The organism is Bacillus sp. FSL W8-1202 (assembly GCF_038006165.1).
GTDB classification, from domain to species: Bacteria; Bacillota; Bacilli; order Bacillales; family Bacillaceae; genus Bacillus; species Bacillus subtilis.
This window is the reverse complement of record NZ_JBBOUR010000007.1, coordinates 1-1,409: the sequence shown is the minus strand read 5'-3', so window position 1 is coordinate 1,409 and position 1,409 is coordinate 1. Positions and strand designations below refer to the sequence as shown.

General features: G+C 41.2%; 2 protein-coding genes. Both read left to right on the top strand.

Annotated features, from left to right (window positions below):
* Nucleotides 1-84: 84 nt before the first annotated feature.
* Nucleotides 85-402, top strand: a complete 318-nt coding sequence (locus tag NSQ09_RS23010) for a transposase (RefSeq protein WP_014479904.1) — start codon at nucleotides 85-87, stop codon at nucleotides 400-402.
* Nucleotides 399-1,313, top strand: coding sequence for an IS3 family transposase (locus NSQ09_RS23005; RefSeq protein ID WP_033880480.1), 915 nt, complete (start codon nucleotides 399-401; stop codon nucleotides 1,311-1,313). The genes NSQ09_RS23010 and NSQ09_RS23005 overlap by 4 nt, the downstream gene beginning before the upstream one ends.
* The last annotated feature ends 96 nt before the right edge of the window (nucleotides 1,314-1,409 follow it).

The following is a 1,409-nucleotide window of genomic DNA, read 5'->3' as shown; positions in this document are numbered from 1 at the left end:
ATGTCTATTTAGCCCCCTAATGAATTTGGACACCTACTAAGAGTGGTTTTATACTTATGGTTGCCAAATAAGGGGGCTTTTGTGATGCAAAGACGAAAACATTCTGCTGAATTTAAACAACAGGTGGTACAAGAAGCAATTGAAACAGGCAATAAAGCTTTGGTGGCGAGACGTCACGAGCTCAGTCCAAATCTCGTAAGCAAATGGGTAAAAGCTTTTCAGGAAAAAGGCAATCTAGATCATTCCGGCATTCAAGATATTGTTTCTCCCTCAGGGATCAAACAGTTGGAGGAGGAGAATGACCAGCTTAAAAAGCTGTTAGGCGAAAAAGATTTAGAAATTTCCATTCTCCGTGACGTACTAAAAAAGAAGAACCCTCACTTACTGAAACGCTTGAAATAGCGAATGAGTGGATTGCGAAAGGTTATGCCGTCCGTAAAGTCCTGAAGATTTTAGAGATTTCTCCTTCTACGTACTATTATCAATACAAGAAAGAAGAAAAGTCAGTAAGTGAGGGCAGACCCATTCCGGGCTATTCACTCACTAAGAACGGCAAAAAAATACCGGATGAACAAATACAGGAATGGCTGATGGAACTCATCTCAGGTGAAGCCGGTGTCTATGGCTATCGAAAGTTGTGCCTCCGCCTTCGAAGCGAGTATGCGCTACAGATTAACAAAAAGAAAGTGTACCGATTATGTAAGGAACTCGATATCCTACAGCCACAGCGAGAAGTGAAGTTCCACTATCCAAGAAAATTAGCGAGGAACCGGATCATCACTGAATCGAATCAGCTGTGGGAAGCAGATATTAAATACGGCTACATCGAAGGTGAAGAGCGTTTCTTCTTTATTCTATCGCTCATTGATGTATATGACCGTTCCATCATTGATTATCATATTGGTTTACATTGTACCGGACACGACGCTGGCCAACTCGTGCAGCGTGCCTTGTTTAAGCGTCAGCAATTTGAAAGAGAAACAAAGCCAGTCATTCGAACGGATAATGGTCCACAATTTATTTCTCTAGCGTTTCAGAAAGCATGTGAAACGTTCCACATCGAACATGAACGCATTCCGCCGAGAACACCGAATATGAATGCCCATATCGAGTCGTTTCACCGATTACTAGAGTATGAATGTTTGAGGCGGTTCGCTTTTCATTCCTACGCAGATGCGTATCATGAGGTGGCTGAATACATGGATTTCTACAATAATCGAAGAATCCATTCGAGTATTTTAGATTTAGCACCAAATGAATTTTATCAACGAAACCAAACAGAAGAGCTAACGATTAAAGAAGTGAGAGTATGAGGCAGGATGATTTTCTTGCCTCACCTAAAATAAAGAGCAATTCTATGAAATAATGAGCTAAGAGTAGTATGTGTCCAAAATTAGGGGGTTAACCCG

Coding starts and splice junctions, on each gene's coding strand:
- NSQ09_RS23010 (WP_014479904.1), top strand. CDS start 85: ATGCAAAGACGAAAACATTCTGCTGAATTTAAACAACAGGTGGTACAA.